Annotated in this window: 21 protein-coding genes, 6 tRNA genes and 1 pseudogene; 11 read left to right on the forward strand and 17 right to left on the reverse strand. The window is 59.8% G+C overall.

Annotation, left to right across the window (positions count from 1 at the left end; translation table 11 throughout):
• Nucleotides 1–78: 78 nt before the first annotated feature.
• Entirely contained in the window at nucleotides 79–2,313 is a 2,235-nt protein-coding gene (locus tag AB4O11_RS00555) for a DNA internalization-related competence protein ComEC/Rec2 (protein WP_460129800.1), read from the reverse strand.
• A 136-nt stretch (nucleotides 2,314–2,449) separates the two neighbouring features.
• Between AB4O11_RS00555 and AB4O11_RS00560 the strand changes: the two genes are divergently transcribed.
• On the forward strand, nucleotides 2,450–2,968 hold the full coding sequence (locus AB4O11_RS00560) for a DUF2062 domain-containing protein (RefSeq protein WP_095048627.1): 519 nt from the start codon (nucleotides 2,450–2,452) through the stop codon (nucleotides 2,966–2,968).
• Between the two features lie 147 nt (nucleotides 2,969–3,115).
• On the opposite strand, the gene AB4O11_RS00565 is transcribed toward AB4O11_RS00560, so the two are convergent.
• From AB4O11_RS00565 to AB4O11_RS00580, 4 genes are all read right to left on the reverse strand, one after another.
• The gene (locus AB4O11_RS00565; RefSeq protein WP_008087860.1) at nucleotides 3,116–3,895 is read right to left on the reverse strand and encodes an ABC transporter permease; all 780 of its coding nucleotides are present in this window, start codon (nucleotides 3,893–3,895) and stop codon (nucleotides 3,116–3,118) included.
• Nucleotides 3,892–4,824 (reverse strand): ABC transporter ATP-binding protein, encoded by a 933-nt coding sequence (locus AB4O11_RS00570; protein ID WP_093435472.1) that lies wholly within the window; start codon nucleotides 4,822–4,824, stop codon nucleotides 3,892–3,894. The genes AB4O11_RS00565 and AB4O11_RS00570 overlap by 4 nt, the downstream gene beginning before the upstream one ends.
• A gap of 133 nt (nucleotides 4,825–4,957) precedes the next feature.
• Nucleotides 4,958–5,581 carry a glutathione S-transferase family protein gene (locus AB4O11_RS00575; RefSeq protein ID WP_093435475.1) on the reverse strand — a complete coding sequence of 208 codons (624 nt, stop codon included), beginning with the start codon at nucleotides 5,579–5,581 and terminating at the stop codon, nucleotides 4,958–4,960.
• Nucleotides 5,582–5,624: 43 nt separating this feature from the next.
• Nucleotides 5,625–6,284 (reverse strand): transglutaminase-like domain-containing protein, encoded by a 660-nt coding sequence (locus tag AB4O11_RS00580; protein ID WP_093435478.1) that lies wholly within the window; start codon nucleotides 6,282–6,284, stop codon nucleotides 5,625–5,627.
• Between the two features lie 248 nt (nucleotides 6,285–6,532).
• Here AB4O11_RS00580 and AB4O11_RS00585 point away from each other — a divergent pair, with 248 nt between their 5' ends.
• Together AB4O11_RS00585 and AB4O11_RS00590 are read left to right on the forward strand one after the other, a co-directional pair.
• A complete protein-coding gene (locus AB4O11_RS00585; protein ID WP_460129802.1) occupies nucleotides 6,533–8,980 on the forward strand; it encodes an acyl-CoA dehydrogenase in 2,448 nt (815 codons plus the stop codon).
• Between the two features lie 74 nt (nucleotides 8,981–9,054).
• The gene (locus AB4O11_RS00590) at nucleotides 9,055–9,462 is read left to right on the forward strand and encodes a PA2817 family protein (protein ID WP_093435483.1); all 408 of its coding nucleotides are present in this window, start codon (nucleotides 9,055–9,057) and stop codon (nucleotides 9,460–9,462) included.
• Nucleotides 9,463–9,570: 108 nt separating this feature from the next.
• Here the strand turns inward: AB4O11_RS00590 and AB4O11_RS00595 are convergent, their stop codons facing one another.
• On the reverse strand, nucleotides 9,571–10,569 hold the full coding sequence (locus AB4O11_RS00595; RefSeq protein ID WP_460129804.1) for a LysR family transcriptional regulator: 999 nt from the start codon (nucleotides 10,567–10,569) through the stop codon (nucleotides 9,571–9,573).
• A gap of 90 nt (nucleotides 10,570–10,659) precedes the next feature.
• On the opposite strand from AB4O11_RS00595, the gene AB4O11_RS00600 reads away from it, so the two are divergent.
• The 3 genes from AB4O11_RS00600 to AB4O11_RS00610 all read left to right on the forward strand — a co-directional run bounded on the left by AB4O11_RS00600 (nucleotide 10,660) and on the right by AB4O11_RS00610 (nucleotide 12,785).
• Nucleotides 10,660–11,286: an alanyl-tRNA editing protein gene (locus tag AB4O11_RS00600; RefSeq protein WP_093435488.1), complete on the forward strand. Its 627-nt coding sequence runs from the start codon at nucleotides 10,660–10,662 to the stop codon at nucleotides 11,284–11,286.
• A gap of 88 nt (nucleotides 11,287–11,374) precedes the next feature.
• Nucleotides 11,375–12,145 (forward strand): 2OG-Fe(II) oxygenase, encoded by a 771-nt coding sequence (locus AB4O11_RS00605; RefSeq protein WP_460129806.1) that lies wholly within the window; start codon nucleotides 11,375–11,377, stop codon nucleotides 12,143–12,145.
• Nucleotide 12,146: 1 nt separating this feature from the next.
• Nucleotides 12,147–12,785 (forward strand): LysE family translocator, encoded by a 639-nt coding sequence (locus AB4O11_RS00610; protein WP_095048634.1) that lies wholly within the window; start codon nucleotides 12,147–12,149, stop codon nucleotides 12,783–12,785.
• Between the two features lie 125 nt (nucleotides 12,786–12,910).
• Here AB4O11_RS00610 and AB4O11_RS00615 read toward each other — a convergent pair.
• The 6 genes from AB4O11_RS00615 to AB4O11_RS00640 form a co-directional block, all read right to left on the reverse strand.
• Nucleotides 12,911–12,986: transfer RNA gene (locus AB4O11_RS00615), tRNA-Gly, on the reverse strand.
• Nucleotides 12,987–12,988: 2 nt separating this feature from the next.
• Nucleotides 12,989–13,064, reverse strand: a tRNA-Glu gene (locus tag AB4O11_RS00620).
• Between the two features lie 57 nt (nucleotides 13,065–13,121).
• Nucleotides 13,122–13,197: transfer RNA gene (locus AB4O11_RS00625), tRNA-Gly, on the reverse strand.
• Nucleotides 13,198–13,200: 3 nt separating this feature from the next.
• Nucleotides 13,201–13,276 (reverse strand) — tRNA-Glu (locus tag AB4O11_RS00630).
• A gap of 104 nt (nucleotides 13,277–13,380) precedes the next feature.
• Nucleotides 13,381–13,456, reverse strand: a tRNA-Gly gene (locus AB4O11_RS00635).
• A 2-nt stretch (nucleotides 13,457–13,458) separates the two neighbouring features.
• Nucleotides 13,459–13,534 (reverse strand) — tRNA-Glu (locus AB4O11_RS00640).
• A 383-nt stretch (nucleotides 13,535–13,917) separates the two neighbouring features.
• On the opposite strand from AB4O11_RS00640, the gene AB4O11_RS00645 reads away from it, so the two are divergent.
• Nucleotides 13,918–14,676, forward strand: coding sequence for a hypothetical protein (locus AB4O11_RS00645; protein WP_016986536.1), 759 nt, complete (start codon nucleotides 13,918–13,920; stop codon nucleotides 14,674–14,676).
• 1,100 nt (nucleotides 14,677–15,776) lie between these two features.
• Here AB4O11_RS00645 and AB4O11_RS00650 read toward each other — a convergent pair.
• The 4 genes and pseudogenes from AB4O11_RS00650 to AB4O11_RS00665 form a co-directional block, all read right to left on the reverse strand.
• Nucleotides 15,777–16,673 (reverse strand): methyl-accepting chemotaxis protein, encoded by an 897-nt coding sequence (locus AB4O11_RS00650; RefSeq protein WP_460131176.1) that lies wholly within the window; start codon nucleotides 16,671–16,673, stop codon nucleotides 15,777–15,779.
• 27 nt (nucleotides 16,674–16,700) lie between these two features.
• Nucleotides 16,701–17,975, reverse strand: a pseudogene (locus AB4O11_RS00655) (methyl-accepting chemotaxis protein); the annotation flags it as partial.
• Nucleotides 17,869–19,269, reverse strand: coding sequence for an aminotransferase-like domain-containing protein (locus AB4O11_RS00660; RefSeq protein ID WP_460129809.1), 1,401 nt, complete (start codon nucleotides 19,267–19,269; stop codon nucleotides 17,869–17,871). The pseudogene AB4O11_RS00655 and the gene AB4O11_RS00660, both read right to left, overlap by 107 nt.
• 190 nt (nucleotides 19,270–19,459) lie before the next feature.
• Nucleotides 19,460–20,221: an SDR family oxidoreductase gene (locus AB4O11_RS00665; RefSeq protein WP_007917441.1), complete on the reverse strand. Its 762-nt coding sequence runs from the start codon at nucleotides 20,219–20,221 to the stop codon at nucleotides 19,460–19,462.
• A 103-nt stretch (nucleotides 20,222–20,324) separates the two neighbouring features.
• On the opposite strand from AB4O11_RS00665, the gene AB4O11_RS00670 reads away from it, so the two are divergent.
• Both AB4O11_RS00670 and AB4O11_RS00675 read left to right on the forward strand, forming a co-directional pair.
• Entirely contained in the window at nucleotides 20,325–20,462 is a 138-nt protein-coding gene (locus AB4O11_RS00670; RefSeq protein ID WP_158561679.1) for a hypothetical protein, read from the forward strand.
• Nucleotides 20,459–21,463, forward strand: coding sequence for an NADP-dependent oxidoreductase (locus AB4O11_RS00675; protein WP_116256262.1), 1,005 nt, complete (start codon nucleotides 20,459–20,461; stop codon nucleotides 21,461–21,463). The genes AB4O11_RS00670 and AB4O11_RS00675 overlap by 4 nt, the downstream gene beginning before the upstream one ends.
• Nucleotides 21,464–21,588: 125 nt before the next feature.
• Here the strand turns inward: AB4O11_RS00675 and pyrF are convergent, their stop codons facing one another.
• Nucleotides 21,589–22,287, reverse strand: coding sequence for an orotidine-5'-phosphate decarboxylase (gene pyrF, locus AB4O11_RS00680; RefSeq protein WP_175559628.1), 699 nt, complete (start codon nucleotides 22,285–22,287; stop codon nucleotides 21,589–21,591).
• A 296-nt stretch (nucleotides 22,288–22,583) separates the two neighbouring features.
• On the opposite strand from pyrF, the gene AB4O11_RS00685 reads away from it, so the two are divergent.
• Together AB4O11_RS00685 and AB4O11_RS00690 are read left to right on the forward strand one after the other, a co-directional pair.
• Entirely contained in the window at nucleotides 22,584–23,333 is a 750-nt protein-coding gene (locus AB4O11_RS00685; protein ID WP_016983639.1) for a response regulator, read from the forward strand.
• Entirely contained in the window at nucleotides 23,333–24,382 is a 1,050-nt protein-coding gene (locus AB4O11_RS00690; protein WP_320336517.1) for a sensor histidine kinase, read from the forward strand. The genes AB4O11_RS00685 and AB4O11_RS00690 overlap by 1 nt, the downstream gene beginning before the upstream one ends.
• Nucleotides 24,383–24,414 lie beyond the last annotated feature (32 nt).

Below are 24,414 nucleotides of genomic sequence, written 5' to 3' on the forward strand. Positions count from 1 at the left end.
GCGCCACTTTACCATACCGATCCACGATTAAGACCCGCCGCCCCGACGACCGTGACGCCCCATTTACCTACGTCCCGATCAGCGGGCCAGTGCGGGCGGATCACGCCAGAAACGCCGCTGATGACGCATCGTGCGTGGTGCCCGGAAGGTGCCCAGTTGCAGATGAATGGCGCCCTGCTCGGCGCTGTCGTAAATATTCAGGCCCAGTTTGCGATAACGCGCCAGCACGGTCGGGTGTGGATGGCCAAATGAGTTGCCATGACCTCGAGAGATCAGCACGGACTCGGGTTTCAAGACGTTGAGCAGCGCCATTGACGATGAACTGCGACTGCCATGATGAGGCGATTGCAGCCATTGCGTCGGCACGGCCAGTGGACCGTCGAGCAGCACGCGTTCGGCATGGCTGTCGATGTCGCCGGTCAACAGCAGGCGCTCGCCATTGGCCTCGATCTGCAATACGCAGGAACGCTGATTGCTGTCGTCAGCGTCCGCCCACTGCCAGAGTTGAAAACGCACGCCGTCCCATTGCCATTGCTGGCCACTTGCACAAGCTTGGGCGTTCAATTGCGCGGGCAGCCCCGCCGGGTCGCCGCTGATTACCTGATCGACGGTCAAACCACGGCTGATCGCCAAAGCGCCGCCGGCGTGATCGGCGTCGGCATGGCTGAGCAGCATCAAATCGAGTTTTCCCACGCTCAGTTTGCGCAATGAAGGCAGCACCACACGCTCGCCGAGATCGAACTCACCAAAGCGCGGCCCCGCATCGTAGAGCAACGCGTGATGGCGGGTCCGGATCAGGATGGCCAAGCCTTGGCCGACATCGAGCTGCCAGATATCGGCCAATCCTTCATCTATCTGATCGCGTGGCGGCACGACCAGCAGCAACAACAACGGCCAGCCCAGTGGACGCAGCGGCACGCCGCGCGGCAACAGTAATAACCCGGCGCCGAGGCTGCCAATGGCCCAGACCCAAGCGGGTATCGAGGGTGCGATCCACGCCGGCCAATGCCCGGCAATCGTCGCCAGCGCGTGAAACAACCCATCGATCAAACCGCCGGCCAGCCACAGCAGGCCGGCGCCGACAAAAGGAACAGGCAGCAACACGGTTCCAAGCAGCGCCGGCGGTAACACCGCAAGACTGACCCAAGGCACCGCAAGCAAATTGGCCAGCGGCCCGCTGAGGCTGATCGGCAGGTTCAGCGCCAGCAACACCGGACATAAGCCGATCGCGATCAACCACTGCGCCCGCGTCCAGGTCTGCCACCAGCGCCACGCGCCCAAGCGGCCGCCAAAGGTAAAGATCAGCACCGCCACCGCCGCAAACGAGAGCCACAGACCCGGACGCAAACTGGCGAGCGGGTCCAGCAACAGCACAGCGTTGAACGCCAGCAACAACGGCCACCCTGCGCCAAGATGACGAAAACGCAGGCGCCACAACAGCACCAGTCCGACCATCACGCAGGCGCGCTGCACTGGCACGTCGAACCCGGCAAGCAGGCCATAACCGAGTGCTGCCGCGAACCCCAGACCACAGGCCCACGGCAGCCACGGCCAGCGCAGCGGCCACAGGCCATATCGCGCCATGCCGGCGACCAGCCCATACATCAGCGCCGCCAGCAATCCGATGTGCTGACCGGAAATCACCAGCAAGTGCACGGTGCCGGTGTCCTGCAGAGTCTGCCAGTCCTCACGACTGAGCCCCGAGCCGTCACCCAGCACCAACGCCGCCAATGCGCCGTTTCGCCCCTGCGCATCCACGCTCAGCAAACGCTGGCGAATACTGTCACGCCAGGCCCAACGCGCTTCGCTCAAGCGCTGGCCGTCCTTGATCGTGCCGGTGGCGCCAATACGTTGCGCCAGCAGCCAGGCCTCGTAGTCAAAGGCCTCGGGATTGCGCAATCCACCGGGACGCTTGAGCTTGACCGCCAAACGCCAACGCTCGCCGCTGTTGACCGGCGGCCCGGCGTACCAGGCAAGCCGCATCAGCGATGGCAGTTTTTCATGACGCGAGTGCGCCTCGGCCAATTCGAAGCGCACCACGCCGTCGCTGTTCTGCGGCAAACCGACGACCCACCCTTCAACCCACCGGGTTTCGCCATCCAGCCCGGCCGGCAAACGATCATTCAACGCCCATTGCGCACCGACGCTGGCCCACGTGAAGCCAAACAGCAAAAACGCCAGCGGATAGCTGCGGAACGGCAGCAGCATCAAAGCCACGACCGGCAACAACAGCATCAACCAGACCGGCGGTAATGCCGGCATAAAAACCGCGACCAGCAGACCGACTGCGAGCGCCATCATCCCTGTGCGCATAAGCCCGTCCTTGAGAGTCCCGCACTTAGGCATAGCGGTTGTCGGTTACACGCGTCGTCAACAATTGTCACAAAGTCTGAATGGGCGCTTCGTAGAATCCAGACATACTTGCCGCCTTAACCGACCGAGAAGCCTTATGCCCCGGCGCTTATTCAAACGTTATATGCCCGACCCGACGAGCATCAGGGAACACAAATCCTTACGCTTTCTCGGCAAGTTGCTGCATGACCCGAACCTCTGGCACCTCAATCGTCACTCGGTCGCCCGGGCGATGGCGGTTGGCCTGTTCGCCGCGTTCCTGCCGATCCCGGCGCAGATGCTGGTGGCCGCCGCCCTCGCCGTCACGGTGCGCGGCAACATGCCGATTGCGGTCAGCCTGGTCTGGCTGACCAATCCGATCACCATGCCGGCGGTGTTCTTCTGCACCTATCAGGCCGGGGCGTTTTTGATGGATGTGCCCGCCCGACATCTACCGGACGAGCTGACCTGGGAGTGGATCAGCGGCGAGTTGTCGACGTTGTGGCAGCCGTTTCTGCTCGGCTCGGTGGTAGTCGGACTGGTACTCGGCGCCCTCGCCTACTGCATTGTGATGATGTATTGGCGCTGGTGGGTGGCGCGGCAATGGGCGCGGCGCAAGAAGAGTCGCATGCGCTGAACGCAAAACGGCCTCCGCAATGGGAGGCCGTTCTGATTTGTGGCGTCTGCATTCGCGAGCAAGCTCGCTCCCACAGAAGATCTTCAGCACAACATAGATCCAATGTGGGAGCGAGCCTGCTCGCGAAGAAGTCGACGCGGTTCTGGATCAGGTACGCATCCCGCGCCCACTCACCAGCAACCGCGCACATCCGAGATACAGCACAACGGTCGCCACCAGCATGAAGGTGATCGCAATGCCGATCTTGATATCCGACACACCCAGAATGCCGTAACGGAAGGCGTTGACCATGTGCAGCACCGGGTTGGCCAACGACACGGTCTGCCAGAACGGCGGCAGCAAGGTGATCGAGTAAAACACCCCACCCAGGTACGTCAGCGGAGTCAGCACAAAGGTCGGGATGATCGAAATATCATCGAAGTTGCGCGCAAACACTGCGTTGATGAAGCCCAGCAGCGAGAAAATCGTCGCCGTCAGTACCACCACCAAAATGGTCACGCCGAGGTGATGCACCTGCAAATGGGTGAAGAACAGCGACAGAATGGTCACGATCACGCCAACCATCAGACCACGCAACACGCCGCCAATGGTGAAACCGATCAGAATAGTGTGCGGCGACACCGGCGACACCATCAGCTCTTCGATGGAACGCTGGAACTTGCTGCCGAAGAAACTCGAGACCACGTTGCCGTAGGAGTTGGTGATCACCGACATCATGATCAGCCCCGGCACGATGTACTCCATGTAAGTGAAGCCACCCATGTCGCCGATCTGCCGACCGATCAGGTTACCGAAGATCACGAAATACAGAACCATGGTGATCGCTGGCGGCAGCAGCGTCTGCGGCCAGATCCGCGTGAAGCGTTTGACCTCGCGGTAAACAATGGTCTGCAGGGCGACGAGGTTGGGACGGAATTCGGAACTCATACCGCCACCTTCGACAGATTCTTCTCCACCAGGGACACGAACAGCTCCTCGAGGCGATTGGTTTTGTTACGCAGGCTCAGCACTTCGATGTTCTGCTGCGCCAACTGGGTGAACAACGCCGTGATGCCCATGGATTTGTCGACCTGAACTTCCAGGGTGTGGCTGTCGATCAATCGCGCCGGATAACCGAGCAATTGCGGCGCGGCGTTCAAGTCGTTTTTCAGGTCCAGCAGGAAGGTCTCCACGTGCAACTGGCCCAGCAACTGTTTCATGCTGGTGTTCTCGACGATGGTGCCGTGGTCGATGATGCCGATGTTGCGGCACAACTGCTCAGCCTCTTCCAGATAGTGCGTGGTGAGGATGATGGTGATGCCTTTCTGGTTCAGTTCGGTGAGGAACGTCCACATTGATCGACGCAGCTCAATGTCGACGCCTGCGGTCGGTTCATCGAGGATCAGCAGACGCGGTTCGTGCACCAGCGCTCGGGCGATCATCAAACGCCGCTTCATGCCCCCGGACAGCGAACGCGACGGCACATCGCGCTTGTCCCACAGGCCCAGTTGGGTCAGGTACTGCTCGGCGCGTTCCTTGGCGATCTTCGCCGGAATGCCGTAGTAACCGGCCTGGGTCACGACGATGTCGAAGGTCTTTTCGAACTGATTGAAGTTGAATTCCTGGGGCACCACGCCAATCGAGCGCTTGAGCTGCGCAGGATTTTTGTCCAGGTCATGGCCGAAGATATTCACCGTGCCGCTGGTCTTGTTCACCAAGGTCGAGAGAATGCCGATGGTCGTGGATTTGCCGGCACCATTAGGGCCGAGCAAGGCGAAAAAATCACCTTCGGCGACGTCCAGATCGATACCACTCAAGGCCTGGAACCCGTTGCCGTAGGTTTTGGTTAGCTGCCGGATGGACAGAGCGGAACTCATATCGGATTTACGCACCAAGAAGGGAAGAAAGGGATAAATAAGGGCGGGCGGCGAGGGAAACAACCGCAGCACCAGAGCGCAATGGTGCTTGCCGCCGCCGCACAAGTACAGTCAAGTGTGTCGATAGTAAGTATTAAGTCAAAGCGGTCATAACCGCTTTCTGGTAAGCCGGACGCTGCTTCAAGCGCTCATACCAGGCTTGCAGATGCGCTTGTGGTGCGCGTTCGATGGGCATCTCGAACCAGGCATAAATGAAACTGCCGAGCGGGATATCGCCCATGCCGATGTCTTGTCCAGAGAGATATGGCTGACTGGCCAAGGCATGATCGGCCATGCTCAGCAACTCATTGCATTCCTTGATCGCGGCGTTGATCGCAGCCCAGTCCTGCTTGTCCGCCGGCGTGCGCAAGACGCCCCAGAACACCGTGCGGAAGGGACCGGCAAAACTTGAAGTGGTCCAGTCCATCCATTTGTCAGCGATGGCTCGCGCTTGCGGATCCGCCGGATACCAGTGACTGTCGGGCGCATGTCTGGCCAGCAGATAGCGGACGATGGCGTTGGACTCCCACAGCACGAAACCGTCGTCTTCGATCACCGGCACCCGGCCATTCGGGTTCATCGCCCGGTACTCGGGAGTGTCGACTACTCCAAATGCGCCGCCGGCATCGATTGCCTCGTAGGCCAGGCCAAGCTCTTCAGCCGCCCACAATGGCTTCCTGACATTCGATGAGTTTTTCCGTCCCCAGATCTTCAGCATGACCGCCTCTTTTCAAATGAGTGGGCAGGCAGCATACGCCGGATCAGGTACGGCTCAAATCACTCTGCATATCGCCCAGCCGTTGCGGCTGCTGATCAGTGAACAGATGCGGATAGCACTTTTGCAAATGTTCGAAGAAGAACGTTTCCGGGACATCGGCGAATTGGCCGTGATCGACCAGATACTCCATGAGCTGCGCGCCGTCGCGATTGAACGGGTGGAAAACGCTGTCATTGATACCGTCGAACTCCAGCGGCGCAACGTTGAACAATTCGCATAGCTTCTGATTGAACGCCGGTGTGGCTTTGACCCAGCGTCCATTGAGGAACAGTTCGGTGTACCCGTGCATGGCGAACATGTCGCTTTTCAGCAACTCAAGCAGACGTGGCGTCGATAAGTGATTTTTTACGTCGGCCAGACCGATACGCGCCGGGATCCCGCAATGCCGCGCACAACCGGCAAGCAGCGTGGCTTTGGGCACGCAATAACTCTCCCCCGTCGTCAGCGCATAGCTGCCACGCAAGGTCTGCGGATCGCGACTGAAGGTGTAGGGGTTGTAGCGCACCGCCTCACGCACCGCGTAATAAAGATTGATCGCCCGCTCGAGCGGATCGCGGCTGGCACCCCGATGTTGTTCGGCGAACTCCACCACTGCCGGATGGTCACTATCGATGAAGCGGCCGGGACTCAGATACTCGCGCATGACGACAATCTCCTGGGTGAGCCCCGAGTCTAGCGACAGCGTCAGCACAGAGATAACGACGTTTCGGCCAAACTTGGACGCAAAGACGCGGGATCAGCGAACGATTTCCCACACGTGTTGCCCACCGAACCTACGAAAACCATCCGGGGTTTCCCACGATTTCAATCACCTTGGTCTGACCACCCGGTTTTACAGATGCCGTCTAAGCTCTGGAGGGTCGATTTGCCTTGGTTCACGGAGGACTGAATATGCTGTTGTTGTGGATACTGGTTTTGATCGTTGGTGTGGCGTATCTCGCCCACCGGCGTATTTCACCTCTGCCTGCGTTGGGCATCGTGGCAGTCTACCTGCTGGCGATGGGTATTTTCAGTCATGCGCCGGGCTGGTTGTTGCTGGTGTTCTGGGTGCTGCTGGCGGTGGTCGCTGCCCCGCTGCTGCTGCCCGACCTGCGTCGCAAGCATTTCACTGCGCCGTTGTTCAACTGGTTCCAGAAAACCCTGCCACCCATGTCGCAGACCGAACGCGACGCAATCGACGCCGGCACCGTGTGGTGGGACGGTGAGCTGTTCAGCGGCCGCCCGGACTGGGACAAACTGCTGGCCTATCCCAAGGCGCAATTGAGTGAGGAAGAACAGGCGTTCATTGACGGCCCGACCGAGGAACTCTGCGCGATGGTCACTGACTGGCAGATCGGCCAGTCGATGGACCTGCCACCCGAAGCCTGGGCGCATATCAAGGAACACGGTTTCTTCGCCCTGATCATCCCGAAAGAATTCGGTGGCAAAGGCTTCTCGGCTTACGCCCACTCACAGGTGGCGATGAAACTCGCTACCCGTAGCGGTGACCTCGCCTCCACCGTGATGGTGCCGAACTCCCTCGGCCCGGCCGAACTGCTGCTGCATTACGGCACTGACGAACAACGCAATCACTACCTGCCACGGCTGGCCCGTGGCGATGACATCCCGTGCTTCGCCCTCACCGGTCCGCTCGCCGGGTCCGATGCCGGTGCGATGCCCGACACCGGGATCATCTGCAAAGGCCAATGGGAAGGTCAGGAAGTCATCGGCCTGCGCCTGAACTGGGAAAAACGCTACATCACCCTCGGTCCTGTCGCGACCCTCCTCGGCCTCGCTTTCAAGGCCTACGACCCGGAGCATCTGCTGGGCGACAAGGAAGACCTTGGCATCAGCCTCGCGTTGATTCCGACCGATACCGCTGGGGTGGAAATCGGTCGTCGTCACCTGCCACTCGGCGCGGCGTTCATGAACGGCCCGAACTCGGGCAAAGACGTGTTTATTCCGCTGGACTTCCTCATCGGCGGTCAGGAGATGCTCGGCAAGGGCTGGATGATGCTGATGAACTGCCTGTCGGTCGGCCGTTCGATCTCGTTGCCGGCAGTCGGCACTGGCGCGGCCAAATTCACCAGCCTGGTCACCGGTCAGTACGCGCAGATTCGTGAGCAATTCAATGTACCGCTGTCGGCTTTCGAAGGTATTCAGGAAGCCATGGCGCGCATCGGCGGCAACGCCTGGATGATGGACGCGGCGCGGATGCTCACTGCCAACGCAGTGGACCTGGGCGAGAAACCGTCGGTGCTCTCGGCGATTCTCAAGTATCACCTCACCGAACGCGGCCGCGAGTGCATCAGCCACGCCATGGATGTGCATGGTGGCAAGGCGATCATCATGGGCCCGAACAACTACCTCGGGCGTAGCTGGAACGGCGCGCCGATCTTCATCACCGTGGAAGGTGCAAACATCCTGTCGCGCAACCTGATGATCTTCGGTCAGGGCGCGATTCGTTGCCATCCATTCGTGCTGAAGGAGATGGCCCTCGCCGGTCGTGAGGACAAGGATCAGGCGCTGAAAGAGTTCGATGGTTTGCTGCTCAAACACATCGGTTTCGCCGTAAGCAATGCGGCCAGTACGCTGGTGTTGAACCTCGGTTTCGGCCACTTCGAGCATGCGCCGGGCGACAAGATCAGCCAAGGCTACTTCCGCGCACTCAACCGCCAGGCAGCGGCGTTCGCCATGCTCGCCGACTTCAGCATGATGTTGCTGGGCGGCGAACTGAAACGTCGCGAGCGTCTGTCGGCACGTCTGGGTGATGTGTTGAGCAACCTGTATCTGGCCTCCGCCGCGCTCAAGCGTTATCACGATCTGGATTCGCCAGCGTATATGGAGCCACTGTTCCGTTGGGCGATGGAAGAAAGCCTCGGCCAATCGGAACGGGCGCTGGATGAATTGCTGCGCAACTTCCCGAACAAGGTATTCGGTTGCCTGCTGCGAGCCATCGTGTTCCCGTTCGGTCGTCGTCACAAAGGCCCGTCGGACAAACTCGGTGCCGAGGTGGCAGGCGTGATTGGTCGCGCCAAAGGTGATCCGGCGCTGGAAGAACTGCTTACCGGTTGCTATCGCCCGCAGTCGGCAGACGATGCCGTCGGCGCGCTGCAACACGCCAGTGATTTACTGAATGCCGCGCAGCCACTGCACAAAAAACTGCACACGTCGCTGAAAAGCGGTCAGGTCAAACCGGTCGCAGGTGAGCACGCCATCGATGCGGCGCTGGAGGCCGGGGTGTTGCAACCGGGAGAAGCACAGAGCCTGCGCGATGCCGAAGCCGCACGACGCAAGGTGATCGACGTCGATGACTTCGACAAAGAGGAACTGAAACTGGCAGAGGGCAAAGTCCGCTGATCCTGACAACCATGTCCAAGAGGGCGCGGGAGCTTTATACTCCCGCGCCCGTTTTGCTCTTGAGGACTTATCTCGTGTCCAACGTCGTTGCCGATCATCTTGTTTTGCTCGACCACCTGCGCAGTATCCTGGTCGCCGTAGGTGAGGCCGATCAGGTTCCCGAAGAAAGCCATGCCTTGTTCCTGGAGCGCTTCGACGAACTGCTGGCATCGCTGCCGATCGATCCGATCGAAAGCCAGTACCTGGGCCAGGACATCCTGACTCAAGTGATTAGCCGTTATCCGCAAATCGCCCACCTGATCCCCCGCGATCTGTTGTGGTTCTTCGCCGGCGACTGCCTGCATTACTTGTCCGATGAAGAGATCGACCTGTATCAGGCACTGGAAGAACGTCGCTACGAAGCCGAACAGAACGATGAACCGTTCGACTGGAACCAGGAAAAACAACTGCTGGCGATGTCCGCTCAGGACAGCAAGCACTGATATAACAGTGGGTTGAAGATCAAAAGATCGCAGCCTTCGGCAGCTCCCACAGTGGACTCACGCAATCCTCTGTAGGAGCTGCCGAAGGCTGCGATCTTTTGCTTTGCGCTACAACAACCCTTCACTTTCGGGCAATTCATACGCCATCGCCGCGTTGCTTTCCCCCACTGATTTGCCCGGCTTGCTCAAGGTCGGCTCTTTCTGCAGGCACTCCACCAGATAGTCGATGAACACCCGCAACTTGGGTGGCAGATAGCGCGTCGGCGAATGCAGCAGCCACAGTCCGCCGTGATAGGACGCGAGGAACGTCCAGTCCGGCAACACCTGCACCACCAACTTTTGCTCAAGCGCGTAACGGGCGGTGAAATACGGCAGGCTGCCGATGCCGATGTGCTGCAACACCGCGCCCAGCCGCACACCGGTGTGATTGGCGGCATACCTACCGCGGACACCTACCGTCACCGCCTTACTGCCCTTCTTGAATTTCCAGCGCGCATCACTCGGGGTTTCCCCCAGATAAATACAACTGTGATTGAGCAGATCATGCGGGTGAGTCGGTACGCCGTGCTCGGCCAGGTACTGCGGCGTGGCACAGAGCAAATGGTCGATGGTCAGTAACTGCCGGCCAACCAGCCCGGCCGGTGGTCGATCGGTGATGCGAATGGCCAGATCGACATGGTCGTCGATCAAATCGATCTGGCGATCCTCCAGCAACAACTCGACATCGACCTTGGGATAACGCCGCAGGAACTCGGGCATGTGCGGATGAATCACGAAGCGCCCCACCGCTTTCGGCACGCTGACGCGCACCAGTCCTTCCGCTTCATGGGTGAACTGGCCGCTGATTTCCATCACCGACTTGGCCGCGCTGACCATCTCCTGGCAGCGTTTGAACACCTCTTCGCCACCGTCACTCAAGCGCAGTTTGCGTGTAGTGCGCTGCAGCAGGCGCGTGGCCAAGGCCTTTTCCAGCCGCGAAATACTACGACTCACCGCTGACGGCGATGAACCCAACTGCCGAGCCGCTTCAGAGAAGCTACCGGTCTCGACGACCTTGACGAAAATCGCCATTTCACCAAGCAGCGGTAGCGGCAGATTGATGCTCACAGCGCACAAGTCCTTTGATGTTTGAACGGATTATCACGTTATTGCACGATTCATATAATAAAAAAAGAAACTTTAATAAGGGCATGGAATATGACGCTTCGCCTCTTTTTCCATAGTGATGACCTCAAGGCCAATGTGGAAGTCCTCGACTGCACGCCCCAAGAGAACGAATTCGCCGTGGTCTTGCGCGCCACGCTGTTTCACCCGCAGGGCGGTGGTCAGCCGTGTGATACCGGCTGGATCGGCGAAAGCCAGGTACTGCGTGTAGTGCAGGAGCCGGACCGGATCATTCATTTTGTCGACCGGCCGGTGGAACTGGGCATGACCTGCATCCGCATCGACGAACAGCGCCGCCACTTCAATACACGCATGCATTCGGCCGGGCACCTGATCGGGCATTTCGTCCAGGCGCTGGGCTGGATGCCGATCAAAGCCCATCACTGGCCGGATGAAGGCCGAGTGCAATTCAAACCCGGCGACACCGCGCAGGAAGTCGATGCAGAGACCGTTCAACACGGGATCGACCAGTGGATCGAACACGACCTGCCCCGCCTGACCTCGCTACGCGAAGGTGCGCGGGAAATCGGTTTTGGTGAACTGCCCGCCTATGGCTGCGGTGGCACCCACGTACGCAGCCTGAAGGATCTGGGCACAGTCACGATCGCGTCCCTTTCGCAGAAGAAAGGCACGTTATCCGTCCACTACAACGTGGATTGAGCATTTCGGGCGCTGCTTCAGGCAGCGTCCGACGCCGGGGAACCGCATTCGCAGGTTCCGTTGACTATCGATAGATGGACCTAAAAAAATGATGCTAGACGTCGAGCGTCTCGATGAGACGTGCATAAAAAAACTGGCCAACGAAGAAGTCCTCGCCATCCGCGTCAAAGGCTTTTTGCCTGAGTCGCTGGCCATTCAGATTGGCGACAAGATTCTCGCTCCAGGCTTCGAGGGTTACATCAACGCACCGAGTATCGGCCGCATCGGCATGGCATTTTACGAGGCGGAAAACCAGCCGCTGCTGATTGAGGACTACTTCGAACGCGCCACCAGCAACATCGCTGAACTGCGCAATCGCTGCGCGCCCTACTCCTCACCGATCGACACCTTGCGCTGCATGCTCGACGAAACCTGGCCGGCCGGCGCACACCTGGAAAACCTCTACGGCCGAAAAATGTATGTCGGCCTTTCGCGCGTGGTGAAACCCGGGGTGTGCTTCCTCGCCCATCACGACATCTTCGCCAAGGATGCTCCGGACAGCTTCCAGGCCCGCAGTCTGGAAGCGCAGTTCGCCTGCAACGTCTATCTGAATATGCCGACCGAGGGCGGTGCGTTGCAGATATGGGACGACGACATCACCCCGGATCAATTCGACGAGATGCGTGGCGACAGTTATGGCATTGAACCAGCGCTACTCGGCCCACCTGCGCTCGAAGTCCGACCGCAACCCGGTGATTTCATCATGTTCAACTCGCGGCGCATGCACTCGGTGACCCCGGGCGTGGCCGATCCGCGTTTGAGCCTTTCCTTTTTTGTCGGCTATCGCGGCAATGCTTCACCCCTGACCTACTGGAGCTGAGATGTATTCGAATTATCTGGGCGAGTTTCTGGCGCTGGCCACCATTCACTTTCTGGCCGTGGTTGCTCCCGGCCCGGACTTCGCAGTCACCATTCGTCAAAGCGTACGCTTCGGCCGTTTGGTAGGGATCTGCACGGCGCTGGGTATCGGCGCGGGGATTTCCGTGCACGTGCTCTACACGTTGCTGGGTGTCGGGGCATTGATGCACACCACCCCGTGGTTGCTGACCGTCGCCAAGGTGATTGGCGGTGCCTACATCCTGTATCTGGGCGTCAGCCTGTTGCGCAGCAAACCCAAATCGGCCGTTGAAGGTGAAAAAGCTGCGGATGAACCCGTGGTCGAACAAACCCTGTTCAAAGCTTTCAGCACCGGTTTTCTGACCAATGCAACCAACCCCAAGGCCACACTGTTTTTCCTGGCCATCTTCACCACGATCATCAGCGCCAGCACACCCTTGCAAATCCAGGCCTTTTACGGGCTGTGGATGTGCTTTGTGAATGCGCTGTGGTTTGTCGTGGTCGCGCTGTTCTTCTCAAGCAATCGGGTTCGCCTGCTGTTCATGCGTATGGGCCATTGGTTTGAACGCACGATGGGCGTGGTGCTTATTCTGTTTGCTGGCCGACTGATGCTGTCCTGGTAAGCAAACGCACAACGCAAAAAGGCCCGCCGAATCGCTTCGGCGGGCCTTTTTCTTTATGGCTGATGACACAGCCACAAATCGCGCATACAAAAACGCCGCTCTGTTGAGCGGCGTTTTTGTGAATATGGAGCGGGAAACGAGACTCGAACTCGCGACCCCGACCTTGGCAAGGTCGTGCTCTACCAACTGAGCTATTCCCGCAATGGCGTCCCCTAGGGGACTCGAACCCCTGTTACCGCCGTGAAAGGGCGGTGTCCTAGGCCACTAGACGAAGGGGACACAGGCTACAACTTTCACTAATAAAAACGCCGCTCACTGAGCGGCGTTTTTAGAATTTGGAGCGGGAAACGAGACTCGAACTCGCGACCCCGACCTTGGCAAGGTCGTGCTCTACCAACTGAGCTATTCCCGCAAATGGCGTCCCCTAGGGGACTCGAACCCCTGTTACCGCCGTGAAAGGGCGGTGTCCTAGGCCACTAGACGAAGGGGACACGCTACCCGGAACACATGGTGTGTGTTTCGGTGTCCAGATCCGTATCCGAAGACTTGGTTCTGGTTTCACTCAGCACCGCCCGAAAGCGCTGCTGTTTAAAATTGGAGCGGGAAACGAGACTCGAACTCGCGACCCCGACCTTGGCAAGGTCGTGCTCTACCAACTGAGCTATTCCCGCATTGGCGTCCCCTAGGGGACTCGAACCCCTGTTACCGCCGTGAAAGGGCGGTGTCCTAGGCCACTAGACGAAGGGGACACACTACAACATTCACTCCCTGCCGCGCTTCGCTGTGTGCTTTACGCTGCAAGTGGCGCGCATTCTATGGATGGATTGAGAGGTCGTCAACCCCCTGATATAAATTTATTTAAATCAATGACTTCGACCTGCTTTACGGCGGCAATCGGGCTTTTCCGTCGCCCGACGATTGACGCCTATATTCCGCCACCCGCCAAGACGCTATAGTCCACCCACAGTGATGGCAATCTGCACTCGCAGCGCCAGCATTCATATAAGCAGCGTGCGGCCGATACAGATTGAACCTGCCGATCCAACTCGTCGAGCGGCGCTAGGCGACTAAATGCCCAGCCACTACACTCGCATGCGAACCCTATAAAGAGGTCTTACCGGTGACACCACTCATGATCACCCTGCTTGTCATAGCCGGGATCGCAATTCTGATCGCCATTGGCTACATGAACCATGTGGTGGAAAACAACAAACTGGAGAAGGCCCGCACCAAGGTCGAACTCAACGACCGCCTGCGCCGTTGCGGCGAACTGACCGAAACCTTCCCCGGCCAGTTCATGACCCCGGCGCTCAAGCTGCTGCTGACCCGTCTGGAACTGAACGTCTGCCAGCGCCTGCTGAACCTGGAAAAAACCAGCGCCACCACCAAAGCACGCATCACCGAACTGAGCGCCCTGGTCGCCCAAGGCGAATCGATCCCGGTCAACAACCCACCGGCACCGATCCTGACCGAAGCCAAAGCCAAAGACGTGCGCTTCCTGCTCGAAGCCCTCCACGGCCAGATCACCCGCGCCGCCCACGATGGTTTCCTGCCACCGAATGAAGCCAAACACTGGATCCGCGAAGTCCGCCACATTCTGGTGCTGCTGCACATCGAATTCTTCAACAACCTCGGCCAACAGTCCCTGCAACAAAACCAGCCCGGCCAGGCCCGCCTCGCCTTCGAACGCGGCGTGCAATACCTGCGCAAACAGCAGGATCCGCAGATGTACGCAGAACAACTGCAATACCTGGAAAAACTCCTGGCCCGCGCGAACGCCCAGGTCATGGACAAGATTGCACCGGTTGAAGGTGAAGAAAACCAACTGACCGCCGGCCTCAAAGATGTCGAGGCCGATGCGGACTGGAAGAAGAAAGTGATTTACGACTGATTGCAGATGCTGGAAGAGAAGCCACCGAAAGGTGGCTTTTTTGTGGGCTCGCGGGAGTGAACCTGATAGAAAACCGGTGAATGTGAGGCCGCTTTCGCGAGCAGGCTCGCTCCCACAGGGGGCTGAGTACATCTGACAGAGGTTGGTCGGCTATCCGGCCGCCATCGCGAGCAGGCTCACTCCCACATTGGGACTGAGTACATCCGATAGCGGATTGGTCGGCTATCCGGCCGCCTTCGCGAGCAGGCTCACTCCTACATTGGGACTGAGTACATCCGATAGAAAATTGGTCGGCTATCCGGCCGCCTTCGCGAGCAAGCTCGCTCCCACAAGGGGCGCTGAGTACATCTGACAGAGGTTGGTCGGCTATCCGGCCGCCATCGCGAGCAGGCTCACTCCCACATTGGGACTGAGTACATCCGATAGCGGATTGGTCGGCTATCGGCCGCCTTCGCGAGCAGGCTCACTCCTACATTGGGACTGAGTACATCCGATAGCGGATTGGTCGGCTATCCGGCCGCCTTCGCGAGCAGGCTCACTCCTACATTGGGACTGAGTACATCCGATAGAAAATTGGTCGGCTATCCGGCCGCCATCGCGAGCAGGCTCACTCCTACATTGGGGCTGAGTACATCAGATAGAAAATTGGTCGGCTGTCAGGCCGCCTTCGCGAGCAAACTCGCTCCCACAGAAAAGCAAAAGCAACGCCCACCTCGCAACCGCATCAGCTTCTCACCACTCAACAGGATGAGCGTTAGCCCGGCTGCCGCTCTTGATCTTGATCCACGGGCGACGTCGGAAGGCTGAGTGGAGGGATTGATCCGGGCGTGGGAGCGCAGCGACCGTTTGGCGCAGCCAAACACAGCGAGAGGAGGTGCAGCGAAGCAAACCGTAGGCGCTGCGCCCGGATCGATCCCGGAGCGAAGGAACCCCGAGCCCCAGCGAGCGGGCCGCACGTAGGAGCAAGCGTTTTTGGTTACTTTTTAGGCGTTTGTAAAAAGTGACCCGCCGTAAGGGCGGAACCCTAATCAGCAACACCCGCAGCAACGGATATCCCCCCAAAACCCCAAGAGCCTGGTCGGCCCAAAGGCCGCCAAGCGTCAAAGCGTCAAAGCGTCAAAGCCGAAAATGCCCAACCATCCCGCGCAACTCCCCCCCAACTGGGCCAGCTCAACACTCGAAGCCGCATTCCCACGCATCGCGATCGACGACTGATCCGCACTCGCACGAATACTCGTCACACTGCGATTGATCTCCTCCGCCACCGAACTCTGCTCCTCGGCCGCCGCCGCAATCTGCTGATTCATCTGCTGAATCAACGACACCGCCGCCGCAATACTCCCCAGCGCACTCTCGGTCTGCAACGCATCACTCACCGCCAGCTTCACCAACTCGCCGCTGCTCTGAATCTGCTGCACCGACGAATGCGCCGCCAAGCGCAAAGCACTGACCAGCCGTTCAATCTCCTCAGTCGATTGCTGCGTGCGCCGAGCCAAAGCACGCACCTCATCAGCCACCACCGCAAAGCCCCTGCCCTGCTCCCCAGCCCGCGCAGCCTCGATCGCCGCATTCAGCGCCAATAGATTGGTCTGTTCGGCAACACTCTTGATCACCCCGAGCACCGTGCCGATATTCTGGATTTCCGCACTAAGGCTTTCGATGCTCGAACTGGCCGACGTCGCCGAGTCAGCCAATTGCTCGATGCGCGCCATGCTCTGGCGCACCACCTGCTGTCCACTCTCGACCTTGTCATCCGCCGTCTGCGCGGCCAGCGCCGCTTCTTCGGCGTTGCGTGCAACGTCGTGAACGGTGGCGGTCATCTGGTTCATCGCCGTGGCAACCTGCTCGGTTTCTTCCTTCTGGCTGCTGACCTCAAGGTTGGTCTGCTCAGTGACTGCCGACAACGATTGCGCCGAACTGGCCAGTTGCTCGATCCCCGCCTGCAAACCACTGACGATGGTGCTCAGACCCGCGCCCATCTGTTGCATCGCCAGCATCAACTGACCGATCTCGTCGCGACGGGTCACTGCCACGGTCGCACTCAAGTCGCCGGCGGCAATCTGCTGCGCGACCTGAATCACACTGCGCAATGGCGCGACGATAAGTCGGGTGATCAGCCACGCGGCGAGTAATCCCACCAGCAATGCCAGCGCCGATGAGCCGATGATCAGCAGCGAGTTTTTCTTCAGTTCTGCCTGCATCGCGCCGTCTTCAGCGACATACGCCTGATTCACCCGCTCGACCACTTCGTTGGCACGCTGGTGCAATTGCTCGTAGACGGTTTTTTCCTGCGCGAGCAACCCGGTGTACTCGGCCAGTTTGTCGTTGAAACCGGCGATGTGCCCGGACACCTCATTGAGCACGGTCAGATAGCCCTCGTCCTTGACCGTGGTTTTCAATTCTTCGGCCTGCGCCTGCGCTTGTGCGGCCTGTTCGATATTGCCCTTGCCAGCACTGTCGGCATCGCCCTTGCGGCTTTGATCGAGACGAATCCGCGCTTCGTTCATCGCTTGCAGCATCAACCGCGAAACCTGGCTGACCTGACTGGCCTGCTCGATGAACTGTGCGCCGTCCTTGCCCTCGGTGTCCTTCAAGGTATAAGCACCGTCGTCGGCAAGTCCGGCCTGCAATACGTCAAGATTGTTGGCCACACTGGACACCGACCAACTGGCCATTTCCAGCGCCAGGTCCTTGGCCTGAGTCAACGACACAAACTCGTCGAACGCCTTACGATAAGCGCCCAGCGACTGCTGCACATCATTCATGACCGGCACATTCGCCGCCGACTGCGCTTTGAGCTGATCAGCCAGAGCAACCAGTCCGTCGACGCCCTTACGCAGGGCATCGGCCGTCTTCGGATCGCCCCGCAAGGCATATTCCTGCTCAAGCAGGCGCACCTTGAGCAAGCCGCTGTTGAGCGAAGACATCTGTTTCAGCCCGTCGAAACGCTGACTGATGGTTTGCAGGGACCAAACGCCGATGACCGCCACCAGCGCGGTCAGAAGCAAAACCAGCACAAACCCGATACCCAGTTTTTTCGCCATACCGAGGTTGGCAAAACGTCCTTGCATGGCCGAAATCATTGCGCGTAGTCCCCTGCCATTGTCAGTAGAGCGAAGAGTCGCAACGGCCATGAAACAGCACAAGTCTCTGGCGTCGGAATAATGGCAAAAAGCTACGCCTGCGTCGTTTTCAGAACACTTGAGGTCGATCCGAACCGGTGTAGCGAAAAAACTGCCGGGCGCGTGGATCACAAGCGTAGGCGACGTTGATGCGCAGCCAATCACCCGACTCGCCATTGGGACTGAATGCATCAGGCGCTGACAGCAACACGCCGCAACGTTGAGCCTGCCGACGCAGCCGAATCTGATCGGTCATGCGCGAGCGCGCCCAGATGAACAAGCCACCCGCAGGCTTGCCGAAAACCTCCCAGTCGGCGTCCTCCAGCGCCTGCAATGCGGCCGCGCGATCGGCATTCAGGCGTTGACGCTGGCGCTGCACCAGTTTGCGGTAAGCGCCGCTCACCATCAGGCTGGCCAGCACCGCTTCGGTAAACCTTGACGCCCCCAGACCGCTGATCATCTTGACCTGCGCCAGCCGTCTGACCATGTCGCTGTCGGCAAAAACGAAACCGACCCGCAACGAGCTGCTCAGCGTCTTGGAAAAACTGCCCACGTAAATGACTCGCCCCTCATCATCCAGAGCCGCCAGGCGCGTGCCGTTGCCGGTGTGCAAGTCTGCGTAGACATCGTCTTCGATCACGCGCAAATCGTAGGTCTTGCTCAGTTGCAGGATGCGTTGCGCTACGCTCGGCGACAGGCAACTGCCGGTGGGGTTGTGATGATGGCTGTTGATGAATAACGCGCCGGGGCGAAACTGTTGCAGCAACGCTTCCAGCGCGTCGATATCCGGCCCGTTCGGGGTGCGACGCACCTCGAGCATGCGCACGCCGTGCATCCGCAGGAGATCGAACAACGGCGCGTAACCGGGCGTCTCGACCACCACGCAGTCTCCAGCCTTGAACAAGGTGCGCACGATCAGATCAAGCGCATGGCTGGCGCCGCAGGTACTCAGCAACTGCGCACTGCGGGCCTCGATACCGAACAGTTTCAGGCGCTTGGCGATTTGCTCGCGCAACGCTGGAAGCCCCAAGGGCGTGCTGTAGTTGAACAGGCTGGCCATGTCGGTGCGAGCCACCTCGCGCAGGGCATAACTGAGGTCGTCAGGTTCACGCCAGCTATGCGGCAGTCCGCCCGCGCCAAGTTTCAAGCCGCCCGCGGCCTCGCACACGGCATCGCACCAGGCGAACCGGCCCTCGAATGGCGCCAGCTCATCTTCTACGCCTGTTGCCGAGGGCGAGGCGGCGACAATGAACCCGGTGCCCTGGCATGAACTCAGAACACCCTGCGATACCAGCCGCTCACACGCCTCGACCACACACGACTGGCTGAGCAGATTGCCCCGGGCGATTTGCCGCACGGACGGCAAACGGGTGGCCGGCGGTACGCCACTTTGCAGGATCCACTCGGTCAGTCCGTCAACAATCTGCTGCACGACCGGCACCATTGCCTGTCGATCAATTCTCAATTCCATGAGCAAGCAAACTCCTGTCCGTTTTGCTGGCGGCAGTAAATCACAGCCGCGCCGGACAGGCTGTGCGACAACGCCGCCAAAAGCGACCGTTCTAACCGTTTGATACACATTGTTTAAGAGGCTTCACGGAACTGACCGCTGCCCACAAAAAAGCCCGCAACGAATGCGGGCTGTTGTTCTTGGGCGTGATTCAGAAAGCGGTGACGCCACCATCCACTGCCAGCGAGTGGCCGGTGGTGAATGCCGCACCGTCGCTGCACAGGTACAACACGGCACTGGCGATTTCCTCGACTTTGCCGATGCGCCCGACCGGGTGCATGGCGTTGGCGAACTCACCCTTCTTCGGGTCGGCCTCGTAAGCACGGCGGAACATGTCGGTATCGATCACCGCCGGACACACAGCGTTGACGCGGATTTTCTTCTTCGCGTATTCGATGGCTGCCGATTTGGTCAGACCGATCACCGCGTGCTTCGACGCCGCGTAGATGCTCATCTTCGGCGCCGCGCCCAGTCCCGCTACCGAGGCGGTGTTGACGATCGCCCCGCCACCCTGCGCCAGCAGCAGTGGCAGTTGATACTTCATACATAGCCAGACGCCTTTGACGTTGACGCCCATGATTGCGTCGAACTCATCCATCGAGCCTTCGGCCAGTTTGCCTTTTTCAATTTCGATGCCGGCATTGTTGAAGGCGTAGTCGAGACGGCCGTAGGTATTGATGACCTCGTCCATCAGATTCTTCACTTCGCTTTCGACGGTCACGTTGCAGCGCACGAAGGTCGCTTCGCCGCCGGCTGTACGAATCAGCGCCACCGTGCCCTCGCCCCCTGCCGCGTCCAGATCGGCGACCACCACTTTCAGGCCTTCGGCGGCGAACGCCTGGGCGGTCGCACGGCCGATGCCGTTGGCCGCGCCAGTGACTACAGCAACCTGACCGGAAAACGTCATGCTCATTGTTATGTCCTCGAAGGGATAGATGCAGGGGATGTATGGAATGGCAGCATAGCCATTGAGGTCTGCCGAGCGTCAGCACTATCCAATGGCTGTTTATGTGCCCATGCGTCGCAGTGATAAAACCAGCCAGGTGATCATCACTGCACTGGATCGGCGTGCATTCGCCGCATCAGCCAACCTTGCGCCAATGCCGGCGAAGGTCTATCAACAAGGCTTCATTCCGTTCGAGTGCCTGCCATGACCAACCAGACCAATCGCCAGTTCCTGCTCGCCAAACGCCCGGTGGGAGCGGCCAACCGCGAGACCTTCACCTATCAGGAAGTACCGGTCGGCGAACCGGCGGCGGGCCAGATTCTGGTCAAGAACGAGTACCTGTCTCTCGATCCGGCGATGCGTGGCTGGATGAATGAAGGCAAGTCCTACATCCCGCCGGTCGGTATCGGTGAAGTCATGCGCGCGCTGGGCGTCGGCAAAGTCATCGCCTCGAACAACCCGGGCTTTGCGGTCGGGGACTACGTCAACGGCGCCATTGGCGTGCAGGATTATTTCCTCGGCGAGCCAAGAGGTTTCTACAAAGTCGATCCGAAACTGGCACCGCTGCCGGTGTACCTGTCAGCGCTGGGCATGACCGGCATGACCGCCTACTTCGCCCTGCTGGATGTCGGCGCACCGAAGGCCGGCGACACCGTGGTGTTGTCCGGTGCAGCGGGCGCAGTGGGCAGCATCGCCGGGCAGATTGCCAAGCTCAAAGGCTGCCGCGTGGTTGGCATTGCCGGCGGCGCCGACAAGTGCAAATTCCTTATTGATGAGTTGGGTTTTGACGGTGCCATCGACTACAAGTCCGAAGATGTCGTGGCCGGGCTTAAACGCGAATGCCCGAAAGGCGTCGATGTGTATTTCGATAACGTTGGCGGCGACATCCTCGATGCGGTGTTGAGCCGCTTGAACATGAAGGCGCGTGTAGTGATCTGCGGCGCGATCAGCCAGTACAACAACAAGGAAGCGGTCAAAGGCCCGGCCAATTACCTGTCGTTGCTGGTCAACCGCGCGCGGATGGAAGGTTTTGTGGTGATGGACTATGCCGCGCAATACGCCAGCGCCGCGCAGGAAATGGCCGGCTGGATGGCCAAGGGGCAACTCAAGAGCAAGGAAGATATCGTCGAAGGGCTGGAGACCTTCCCGGAAACGCTGATGAAATTGTTCAGCGGTGAGAACTTCGGCAAGTTGGTGTTGAAAATCTAAAACCACCACAAAACAAATGTAGGAGTGAGCCTGCTCGCGATAGCGGTGTGTCAGTCAACATTACCGTTGTTTGACACACCGCTATCGCGAGCAGGCTCACTCCTACAGGGTTTTGCGGTGCCTGATCAGGCGATTTCGGCTACGACCGAAGCCAGCGCCTGCGCCGGATCCGCCGCCTGGCTGATCGGACGGCCAATCACCAGATAATCGGAACCGGCATCCAGCGCCTGACGCGGAGTCAGAATGCGGCGCTGATCGTCCTGCGCGCTGCCCGCCGGACGAATTCCCGGGGTCACCAGTTGCAGCGAAGGGTGCGCAGTTTTCAGTGCCGAGGCTTCCAGCGCCGAGCACACCAGACCGTCCATGCCAGCCTTTTCGGCCAGCGCGGCCAGACGCAGCACTTGCTCTTGTGGCTCGATATCCAGACCGATACCGGCCAGGTCTTCGCGCTCCATGCTGGTCAGCACGGTCACGCCGATCAGCAACGGCTGCGGGCCGCTGCGTTTATCCAGCTCTTCACGGCAAGCGGCCATCATGCGCATACCACCGGAGCAATGCACGTTGACCATCCACACGCCCATCTCGGCAGCGGCTTTCACGGCCATCGCGGTGGTGTTGGGAATGTCGTGGAATTTCAGGTCGAGGAATACTTCAAAACCCTTGTCACGCAGGGTGCCGACAATTTCGGCGGCGCAACTGGTGAACAGTTCCTTGCCCACTTTGACCCGGCACAGCTTCGGGTCCAACTGGTCGGCCAGCTTCAGTGCGGCGTCACGGGTAGGGAAATCCAGGGCGACGATGATAGGAGTCTGGCAGGCGGACATGAATGGGCTCTCAGGCAGGTCGAAATCGGCGCGCATTGTAGCGGAACCGGCGGCAGCGCGGCACCCGATGATCGGTAAATCGTCGCGCTGGCCGTGATCAGCATAGCGCTCGCTGCTATTGTGTCGACTCCGATACACAACCGACACGCCAGCAACAAGCACCCGCGCTAGCCTCACCAGCCGCAATACGTCCTTACATCAGCACTTCCCGCCTCACGGCCGGACGCCTATGCTGAAACCACAACCTCGCAGCCCATCTTTTGTGGTTGGCGGCCTACTGGCAGATGAACAGCCTCATGCACAACACCCAAATGACCGCGACGGATGAGCCTAAAGACGACAAGCGCTGGAGCATTCGCGCGCTGATCGTCGATGATGACGTGCCGATCCGCGAGCTGATGATTGACTACCTCGCGCGCTTCAATATCCACGCCAGCGGCGTCACCGACGGCGCGGCGATGCGTCAGGCGCTGCTCGCCGAACATTTCGACGTTGTCGTGCTGGACCTGATGCTGCCCGGCGAAGACGGCTTGTCGCTGTGCCGCTGGCTGCGCGCCGAATCGGACATCCCGATCCTGATGCTCACCGCCCGTTGCGAACCGACCGACCGCATCATCGGCCTGGAACTGGGCGCCGATGACTATATGGCCAAACCGTTCGAGCCACGCGAACTGGTCGCGCGCATTCAAACCATTCTGCGCCGAGTGCGCGACGATCGAACCGAACAGCGGGCGAACATTCGTTTCGACAACTGGCGTCTGAACAGCGTCCTGCGCCAGTTGATCGCCGACGATGGTCTGGTGGTGCCGCTGTCCAACGCCGAATTCCGCCTGCTGTGGGTGTTTATCGAACGTCCGCGTCGGGTACTCAGCCGCGAGCAACTGCTCGATGCTGCCCGTGGCCGCTCGATCGAAGCCTTCGACCGCAGCATCGATTTGCTGGTCTCGCGTCTGCGGCAGAAACTCGGCGACGACCCGAAAGCCCCGCAGTTGATCAAAACCGTGCGCGGTGAGGGTTACCTGTTCGACGCGCGGGACATCGGCTGATGCGGGCGCGCTTCGACACGCTGTTCGGGCGCCTGTTTGGCGTGCTGTTCGTGGCGATTGTCCTGGCGCACCTGCTGGCGTTCGCCTGGTTCCACCACTACGGGCCACCGCCGCCCCCACCGCCACCGGAGTTCTCTCAAGGCGCCGAAGGGCAACCGATGGCACATGATCCGCGCTACCCGCCACGGCCACCGCGTCCGTGGTTCGGTGGCCCGGTGGTGCCGCTGACCTTTCAATTCATCACGCTGATGATCGCGGCCTGGTACGGCGCCAAACTGCTCAGTCGCCCGATCCAGCGCCTGAGCGACGCCGCCGAACGCCTCAGCGAAGACCTCGACAGCCCGCCGCTCGACGAGTCCGGCCCGCGGGAATCGCGACAAGCCGCCTACACCTTCAACCTGATGCAGCAACGCATTCGCGAACAGGTGCAGCAGCGCGCACGGATGCTGGGCGCGGTTTCCCATGATCTGCGCACACCGTTGTCACGCCTGAAACTGCGCCTGGAAAACATCAGCGATGAAAAGCTGCAAGGCCAGATGCGTCAGGACCTCGACGACATGATCGGCATGCTCGACGCCACCCTCACCTACCTGCACGAACAGCGCACCAGCGAAGCCTTGCAATTGATGGATGTGCAGGCGCTGGTCGAATCACTGTGCGAAAACGCGCAGGATCAAGGCGCCGACGTACAGGTCAGCGGCCATTGCGCACCGTTGCCGGTACAGCCGATGGCGCTGCGTTCGTGCCTCAACAACCTCATGGACAATGCCCTGCGTTATGCCGGCCAGGCACGCATCGAATTGCAGGATCAGCGCGAGCAACTGCTGATCCGCGTAATCGATCACGGCCCGGGGATCACCGAGGACAAGCGTGAAGCGGTGTTTGAACCATTTTATCGGCTGGAAGGCTCGCGCAATCGCAACTCAGGCGGCGTCGGGCTGGGTATGACGATTGCCCGCGAAGCGGCCCAGCGTTTGGGTGGGCAGCTCAACCTAGAAGAAACCCCCGGCGGCGGCCTTACCGCCATCATTCGCCTGCCGCGCACCTGAGAAACACACAATCCACCTGTAGGAGTGAGCCT

Source organism: Pseudomonas sp. H1_D05, assembly GCF_054682705.1.

Bases quoted from the DNA above. Each gene is read 5' to 3' on its own strand.
- AB4O11_RS00555 (WP_460129800.1), bottom strand. From the start codon at position 2,313: ATGCGCACAGGGATGATGGCGCTCGCAGTCGGTCTGCTGGTCGCGGTT.
- AB4O11_RS00560 (WP_095048627.1), top strand. From the start codon at position 2,450: ATGCCCCGGCGCTTATTCAAACGTTATATGCCCGACCCGACGAGCATC.
- AB4O11_RS00565 (WP_008087860.1), bottom strand. From the start codon at position 3,895: ATGAGTTCCGAATTCCGTCCCAACCTCGTCGCCCTGCAGACCATTGTT.
- AB4O11_RS00570 (WP_093435472.1), bottom strand. From the start codon at position 4,824: ATGAGTTCCGCTCTGTCCATCCGGCAGCTAACCAAAACCTACGGCAAC.
- AB4O11_RS00575 (WP_093435475.1), bottom strand. From the start codon at position 5,581: ATGCTGAAGATCTGGGGACGGAAAAACTCATCGAATGTCAGGAAGCCA.
- AB4O11_RS00580 (WP_093435478.1), bottom strand. From the start codon at position 6,284: ATGCGCGAGTATCTGAGTCCCGGCCGCTTCATCGATAGTGACCATCCG.
- AB4O11_RS00585 (WP_460129802.1), top strand. From the start codon at position 6,533: ATGCTGTTGTTGTGGATACTGGTTTTGATCGTTGGTGTGGCGTATCTC.
- AB4O11_RS00600 (WP_093435488.1), top strand. From the start codon at position 10,660: ATGACGCTTCGCCTCTTTTTCCATAGTGATGACCTCAAGGCCAATGTG.
- AB4O11_RS00605 (WP_460129806.1), top strand. From the start codon at position 11,375: ATGATGCTAGACGTCGAGCGTCTCGATGAGACGTGCATAAAAAAACTG.
- AB4O11_RS00610 (WP_095048634.1), top strand. From the start codon at position 12,147: ATGTATTCGAATTATCTGGGCGAGTTTCTGGCGCTGGCCACCATTCAC.
- AB4O11_RS00645 (WP_016986536.1), top strand. From the start codon at position 13,918: ATGATCACCCTGCTTGTCATAGCCGGGATCGCAATTCTGATCGCCATT.
- AB4O11_RS00650 (WP_460131176.1), bottom strand. From the start codon at position 16,673: ATGCTGGCGATGCAACAGATGGGCGCGGGTCTGAGCACCATCGTCAGT.
- AB4O11_RS00660 (WP_460129809.1), bottom strand. From the start codon at position 19,269: ATGGAATTGAGAATTGATCGACAGGCAATGGTGCCGGTCGTGCAGCAG.
- AB4O11_RS00665 (WP_007917441.1), bottom strand. From the start codon at position 20,221: ATGAGCATGACGTTTTCCGGTCAGGTTGCTGTAGTCACTGGCGCGGCC.
- AB4O11_RS00670 (WP_158561679.1), top strand. From the start codon at position 20,325: ATGCGTCGCAGTGATAAAACCAGCCAGGTGATCATCACTGCACTGGAT.
- AB4O11_RS00675 (WP_116256262.1), top strand. From the start codon at position 20,459: ATGACCAACCAGACCAATCGCCAGTTCCTGCTCGCCAAACGCCCGGTG.
- pyrF (WP_175559628.1), bottom strand. From the start codon at position 22,287: ATGTCCGCCTGCCAGACTCCTATCATCGTCGCCCTGGATTTCCCTACC.
- AB4O11_RS00685 (WP_016983639.1), top strand. From the start codon at position 22,584: ATGCACAACACCCAAATGACCGCGACGGATGAGCCTAAAGACGACAAG.
- AB4O11_RS00690 (WP_320336517.1), top strand. From the start codon at position 23,333: ATGCGGGCGCGCTTCGACACGCTGTTCGGGCGCCTGTTTGGCGTGCTG.